A 6,405-nucleotide genomic window follows, 5' to 3' on the forward strand; every position below is an offset into this window, starting at 1 on the left:
CACCAACCAGGAGACATGCATGAATTATCGACGTCTGGGCCGCTCCGGCCTGCAAGTGAGCGAGTTGTCGATCGGCTCATGGGTCACATACGGCAACCAGGTGGATCACCGCGCCGCGCGCGAATCGCTTGCCGCGGCGCGCGACGCGGGCGTCAATTTCTTCGACAACGCCGAAGTCTATGCGGGCGGCAAATCCGAGGAAATCATGGGCCATGCATTGAAGGAACTCGCGTGGCCCCGCGTGAGCTACGTCGTGTCGACGAAATTTTTCTGGGGACTCAACGAAGCGCCGAATCAGTACCACACGCTGAACCGCAAGTACCTGATGAACGCGATCGACGGGTCGTTGAAGCGCCTGCAACTCGATTACGTCGATCTCGTGTTCTGTCATCGTCCCGACCCGAACACGCCGGTCGAGGAAACGGTCTGGGCAATGAGCGACATGATCGTGCGCGGCAAGGCGCTGTACTGGGGCACCTCGGAATGGAGCGCCGACGAGATTCGCGCCGCATATGAAATCGCCGAGCGGCATCATCTGCACAAGCCGGTCATGGAGCAGCCGCAATACAACCTGTTTCACCGCAAACGCGTCGAGCAGGAATACAAGCGGCTCTACGAGGACATCGGCCTCGGCCTGACCACGTGGAGTCCGCTCGCATCGGGTCTGCTCACCGGCAAATACCGTGACGGCGTGCCGGCCGACAGTCGCGCGCAGTTGCAGGGCTATGACTGGCTGCGTCAGCAACTCACCGACCCGACACGGAACAACGTGGTCGGCCAGCTCGGCGCGGTCGCCGACGAACTCGACTGCACCGTGGGTCAGCTCGCGATCGCGTGGATTCTGAAGAATCCGAATGTCAGCACGGTGATCACGGGCGCCTCGCGGGTCGAACAGATCGGCGAAAACATGCAGTCCGCCGAGGTGGCGGCGCGCATCACGCCGGAGATCAAGCAGCGGATCGAGGAGATCATCGGCGACGCGCACGAGTAATCGCCCGCGCAGCGCCACGCACCGAGTGGCCAACCGGGCACGCGCGGTCGCGTACAATACGCGACCGCGCGTCGCCGGCTCCTTTGGGCCGGCCTGCGCTCTCTTAGCGTCCTCTCATCATGCTCAGCTACCGCCACGCCTTTCATGCCGGCAATCACGCCGACGTTCTGAAACACGCCGTCGTGTTGCAGCTCCTGCGCTACCTTGGCCAGAAGGACAAGGCCTACTGGTATATCGACACGCACGCGGGCGCCGGCGTCTACTCGCTGAAGGAAGGCTACGCGACGAAAACCGGCGAGTTCGAGACGGGTATTGCAAAACTGTGGGGCCGCAACGATCTGCCGCCGTTGTTCGCCGACTACGTCGACGAAGTCAGCGCGCTCAATGCCGATGGCCAGTTGCATTTCTATCCGGGCTCGCCGTATCTCGCATGGCGACAGTTGCGCGCGCAGGATCGGATGCGGCTATTCGAATTGCACAGCACCGAAATCGACGTGCTGCGCCACAATTTCCGCGACGCGGGACGCCGCGCGATGCTGTACGCGGGCGACGGCTTCGACGGCATTCTCACGCTGTTGCCGCCGGCGCCACGCCGCGCGCTGATCCTGCTCGACCCGTCGTATGAAGACAAGCGCGATTACGGGCGCACGCTGCGCTGTGTCGAGGAAAGTCTGAAGCGGTTTCCGACCGGCACGTATGCGGTGTGGTATCCGCAAGTCAAGCGCCCCGAGTCGCAGCGTTTTCCCGACCAGCTCAAGCAGTTGCAGAAGGACAACTGGCTGCACGTCAGCCTGACCGTCAGCAATCCGCCGGAAGACGGCTATGGGCTCTTCGGTAGCGGCATGTTCGTCCTGAACCCGCCGTATACGCTTGCGAAGATGCTGAAGGATCAGATGCCATGGCTCGTCAAGACGCTCGGCGAGGACAAGGCTGCGACGTTCAAAGTCGAATATCGCGGCAATTGAACGCGATGAGCGGCGCGTGAGCGGATTGCGCGTACGGTCTGCAGTTGCCTGCCCGCAACCTGGTCTGCACCCGGGCTCACTTCAACTGCGCGGCCGCCTTGCTCGCGAACTGGTTCGTATAGGTCGCACTCAAATCGATCTTCTTCGGATCGAGCCGGCTGTCGAACGACGACAACGCGCGCAGCGCCGTCGCCGGCCCATCCGCGGGCATCAGTCCGTCTGGCGAATACGCATCGCGCACGTTGTGAAAGGCGTCGAGATAAAGCGTCGGGTCGCCCAACAGGTAGGCTGGCGGCACCATCTTCAACAGATCCGCATCGCTCGCGGTCTGCAGCCAATGATTGGCGCGCACGATCGCGTTGGTCAGCGCCTGCGTCGTCTTCGGATTTTTCTGGATGAAGCTTTCGGGCGCGTAAAGCGTTGCTGCGGGCATCGTGCCGCCGAAAACCTCCTGCGTGCCTTTGACCGTGCGCGTATCGACCAGCACCTTGATCGCGCCGCTACGCGTGAGCTTGGTCATCATCGGATCGACATTGGATAGTGCGTCGATCTGCCCACTGCCCACCGCGGCCAGCACCGTCGCCCCGCTGCCGACGCCGATCGCCGAAATGTCGCTGCGCTGCACGCCGGCCTTGCGCAACGCAACGGTGAGCACGAGATCCGTCGACGAACCCGGCGCGCTCACGCCAACCTTCGCGCCTTTGAAGTCCGCGAGCGACTTGATCTGATCGGCCTTCGACTTCACCACGCCGATCACGATCTGCGGGGCGCGGCCCATCAACACGAACGCCCGATAGTGCTGTCCCTTCGCCTGCATGAATAGCGTGTGCTCGAATGCGCCCGCGCCCACTTCGGCGCTGCCGCCCACCACCGCTTCTAGCGCCTTCGAGCCGCCCGCGAAATCTTCGAGCGTGACATTCAGGCCTTCGTCCTTGAAGTAGCCGAGTTGCCGTGCGGCGAGGACCGGGAGGTAGTAGAGACCTGGTAAGCCGCCGACGGCCATCGTCAGTGTCGGCATTTCCGGCGCGTCCTTCGCGAATCCGGCGCTGGGCAGCGTAGCCAGTGCGAGCAACATCACGCAGGCGCGCGTCGCACGCTGCATCCAGTGATTGGGCATGGTGACGTCTCCTTGTGTTTTCCGTTCGAAGCGGTGACGCAGGCGCGCACGCCGGGGACCGAGCTCAGGGCGACGAGGCGTCGGAACGATTGTCGTCGGACGGTTTCACCGACGCCATGCGCCCAAACCCGGATGGAGTTGCTGGGTCCGAGCAAAGCTGGCGTAGGGAGAGAAGCGAGACCGGCGATCTTTCGCGCCGTCACTGCCTATTGCGGAAACGGCACCGGTCGAGGCATCGGCCGCGGCGGCACGCCCCCACCCGCCGGCAACTGGATATACGGTGCGACGACGAACGGCGGCGACGATTCTGCAGGCAGTTCGACCGGTGCCGCGATCGACGGCGCGGCGACGATCGGCTCCGGCGCTGGCGGCGAGCTCAGCAGTACGGTACCGCTCTGGCCATTATTGATGCCGCCAAGCGTATCGAGAATCACGGGAGGACGCTCGTAATCGGACACCGCATATGCGTCCGACGCAGCGCAAAGGGTGGCGAGGGTCGCCGTGGCAGCCGCGGCCATCATGGATCGGAAAGTTTGCAGTGAACGGACGGAGGACATGGGCAGCCCGATTGGTTATGAATGCCGTCTTGCGCGAAAAACGCCCTACATTACCGCGGCCCGCGTTACGAAGCTAGTCGATATTCGCCATGAGAAGCCTTCTTGCGACGATCATCGAAAAACGCCGAAGGCACGCGGTTTCGGTGTTCAGATGCGACAAAGCCCCGCTTTGACGGGGCTCGACATTGGTACTGCAATGGCCAGGCAAAAGGCGCCGCCAGGTCAAACTCAAAGCGGAAACTCAGCGCGAATAGCCGTTGGTTTCGAGCGAACGAATGCGCTGTTCGAGCTGGACGATATCGGACGAAGATGCGAGGTATGCCTCACGACGGCTACGTTCCGCGGTTTCGAACCAGGTGCTCAGCTTGTCAAGAATGAATGCAAACATGATGTTCTCCAAGGATCAGATCGAATCCCCGGTGATTTGACATCAGGGATTTCCCGTAAAAGGGTTAACCCGTATTATAGCCATAGGGTGCAACCTGAACAGTGAAATGCCCGCATGGCGTGCATTCCATTCTGGAATGACGCACTGTACAGGTGCATTCAGGGCACTGATTTCATTGAGATTCACCGAGGACGCCGGGCGCGCAGGTCATTGCGCCAATCTCCACGCACACTTTCGGTGCGCAACTCGCTGGCCTGAGCGACGGCAGACCGGGTTGCGCCTTTTTCCTCGATCCACCCGGCTAAAGCGGATGGCAACCTTGTCCCGAAACAAGATCGGTGTCCGCTAATCGCTCGATAATCGGACAATCTGGCCGGTCATCGCCGTGACAATGGTCGGCCAGATGCGCGAGAGTGTCGCGCATGTCCGTCAGCTCGGTGATGCGGCGATCGAGTTCGGCGACATGTTCGAGCGCGATCCGCTTGACTTCGGCGCTTGCACGCGAGCGGTCGTTCCATAGGGCAAGCAGTCGCCGGATATCCTCGACGAGAAATCCGAGTCGGCGCGCCTGGCGGATAAAGCGAAGAGAATGCACTTCCTGCGGGCCATACACGCGGTAGCCAGCACTGGTGCGCCCCTTCGCGGTCAATAGGCCGACGCTTTCGTAGTAGCGGATCATTTTCGCCGTGACGCCCGACGCGCGGGCCGCTTCGCCAATGTTCATGACTGTTTTCCCAAGATTGCGGGTGAACTCGAACCGATCCTACACCTTCCCATCGCGGGAAGGTCAGCTACCCAAACACGAAACGGCAGGCATAATTCGGCTATCCGCGATCTGACTCCCTCGAGGTCCTTGCAATGACAATCGAACTCCATGTAGAAGGCATGAGTTGCCAGCACTGTGTTAGCGCCGTCACGAACGCGATCCGCGAGCACGACGCGGCCGCGCAGGTTCAGGTGGATCTCGCGAGCGGCCGCGTGCTCGTGGAGTCGGCACAACCGATCGAGGCACTGAAGGCCGCGATTGACGAAGCCGGATACGCCGTCACGTCTCTGCGCTGAGGGTGCCCGGCATGTTCAAGGTCGCCGTAATCGGTGGTTCCGGGCTGCTCGGCCGCGCGCTCATCGACGAACTCGCGGGCCAGGTCGATTGGCACATCGCCTCCACAGCATTTAGTCGGCCGTCTCCGCAAATGGTCCGATTGGATGTTCGCGATAGCCTGGCGGTCGAGCGTTTCATCGACCATGTGGTCCCGGATGCCGTCGTGATCGCCGCGGCGGAGCGCCGACCCGATGTATGCGAACGCGATCCGGCACATGCTCGCGCGTTGAACGTCGATGCCGTGCAAATGATCGCCAGCGCGGCAAATCGACACGGCGCATGGACGCTGTCGATCTCGACCGACTACGTGTTTGACGGCAAGCACCCACCCTATCGTCACGACAGTACACCAGCGCCACTGAACGCGTACGGACAGAGCAAGCTCGAAGGCGAACGAGCGCTAATCGAAACGGCCGAGCGCGGATGCGTGCTGCGTCTGCCGCTGTTGTATGGGCCGATTGCGAATTGGTCGGAGTCGGCCGTGACTAGCCTCGTGCCGGCGATCGCGGCGTCGGCCGCGCCGGCCGCCCAAGCTGCCAAGATGGACGCTTGGGCGATACGCTATCCTACGTTCACGCCCGATGTCGCGGTCGTGATCCGACAGATGCTCGAGCGACACGCGCGCGGCGAAACCATCTCCGGCATCGTGCAATGGTCGGGCGACGAACCGATGAACAAGTACGAGATCGCCGTGCGCCTGGCAGAAGCATTGCAACTCGACGCGCATTTGACGCCGCAGCACACACCCACCGACGCGACGCCGCGCCCGCACAACTGTCATTTGGCATCGAGCCGTCTGGAGGCACTTGGACTCGGCCGACGCACACCTTTCGATACGGCGATCAGGCAGGTGCTAGCCGCGTTTCCATGGCGGGGAATGACGACTTCCGCTTGATCCCGCCGCTTACGCGCGGACTGTAATGGCGACCAGGAGCTTGATAGAAGGTCCACTTGTCCACGGAGACGTCATCTCTGCCGATGACGGTGGCGTAAACGCAAAAACCCCACCGCTGGGGGTGGGGTTTCTGGCTTTGGGGGAGCCTGACGATTACCTACTTTCACACGGGCAATCCGCACTATCATCGGCGTGGAGTCGTTTCACGGTCCTGTTCGGGATGGGAAGGGGTGGGACCGACTCGCTATGGTCATCAGGCATGACGGGTTGCTGCGTCGCTCTCAGGTTGGGGTCAACCGGGCGCCACAGCCAATCGGGAAGAAGCGTAAAGGATTCGTGTGTGGGGCTGTGTTGTTTCTGGCACAACACCGATCTCAACCGGCATGTCTT

Annotated in this window: 8 protein-coding genes and 1 rRNA gene; 4 read left to right on the forward strand and 5 right to left on the reverse strand. The window is 62.0% G+C overall.

Annotated features, from left to right (window positions below):
- Positions 1-19 precede the first annotated feature (19 nt).
- Both GCT19_RS34550 and GCT19_RS34555 read left to right on the forward strand, forming a co-directional pair.
- Positions 20-991, forward strand: coding sequence for a potassium channel beta subunit family protein (locus GCT19_RS34550; protein ID WP_018432414.1), 972 nt, complete (start codon positions 20-22; stop codon positions 989-991).
- A gap of 119 nt (positions 992-1,110) precedes the next feature.
- Positions 1,111-1,956, forward strand: coding sequence for a 23S rRNA (adenine(2030)-N(6))-methyltransferase RlmJ (locus tag GCT19_RS34555; RefSeq protein ID WP_018432415.1), 846 nt, complete (start codon positions 1,111-1,113; stop codon positions 1,954-1,956).
- Between the two features lie 76 nt (positions 1,957-2,032).
- On the opposite strand, the gene GCT19_RS34560 is transcribed toward GCT19_RS34555, so the two are convergent.
- The 4 genes from GCT19_RS34560 to cueR all read right to left on the reverse strand — a co-directional run bounded on the left by GCT19_RS34560 (position 2,033) and on the right by cueR (position 4,742).
- Positions 2,033-3,073: an ABC transporter substrate-binding protein gene (locus tag GCT19_RS34560; RefSeq protein ID WP_018432416.1), complete on the reverse strand. Its 1,041-nt coding sequence runs from the start codon at positions 3,071-3,073 to the stop codon at positions 2,033-2,035.
- Between the two features lie 206 nt (positions 3,074-3,279).
- Positions 3,280-3,630 (reverse strand): hypothetical protein, encoded by a 351-nt coding sequence (locus GCT19_RS34565; protein WP_227749397.1) that lies wholly within the window; start codon positions 3,628-3,630, stop codon positions 3,280-3,282.
- 241 nt (positions 3,631-3,871) lie between these two features.
- Positions 3,872-4,018 (reverse strand): DUF3563 family protein, encoded by a 147-nt coding sequence (locus GCT19_RS34570; RefSeq protein WP_018432418.1) that lies wholly within the window; start codon positions 4,016-4,018, stop codon positions 3,872-3,874.
- A gap of 301 nt (positions 4,019-4,319) precedes the next feature.
- Positions 4,320-4,742 carry a Cu(I)-responsive transcriptional regulator gene (cueR, locus tag GCT19_RS34575; protein WP_013088977.1) on the reverse strand — a complete coding sequence of 141 codons (423 nt, stop codon included), beginning with the start codon at positions 4,740-4,742 and terminating at the stop codon, positions 4,320-4,322.
- Between the two features lie 134 nt (positions 4,743-4,876).
- On the opposite strand from cueR, the gene GCT19_RS34580 reads away from it, so the two are divergent.
- A complete protein-coding gene (locus GCT19_RS34580) occupies positions 4,877-5,080 on the forward strand; it encodes a heavy-metal-associated domain-containing protein (RefSeq protein ID WP_018432419.1) in 204 nt (67 codons plus the stop codon).
- Positions 5,081-5,091: 11 nt separating this feature from the next.
- On the forward strand, positions 5,092-6,015 hold the full coding sequence (locus tag GCT19_RS34585; protein ID WP_152854442.1) for a dTDP-4-dehydrorhamnose reductase family protein: 924 nt from the start codon (positions 5,092-5,094) through the stop codon (positions 6,013-6,015).
- Between the two features lie 144 nt (positions 6,016-6,159).
- Here GCT19_RS34585 and rrf read toward each other — a convergent pair.
- A 5S ribosomal RNA gene (gene rrf / locus GCT19_RS34590) occupies positions 6,160-6,273 on the reverse strand.
- Between the last annotated feature and the right edge of the window lie 132 nt (positions 6,274-6,405).

The organism is Paraburkholderia atlantica (genome assembly GCF_009362785.1).
GTDB lineage: Bacteria > Pseudomonadota > Gammaproteobacteria > Burkholderiales > Burkholderiaceae > Paraburkholderia > Paraburkholderia atlantica.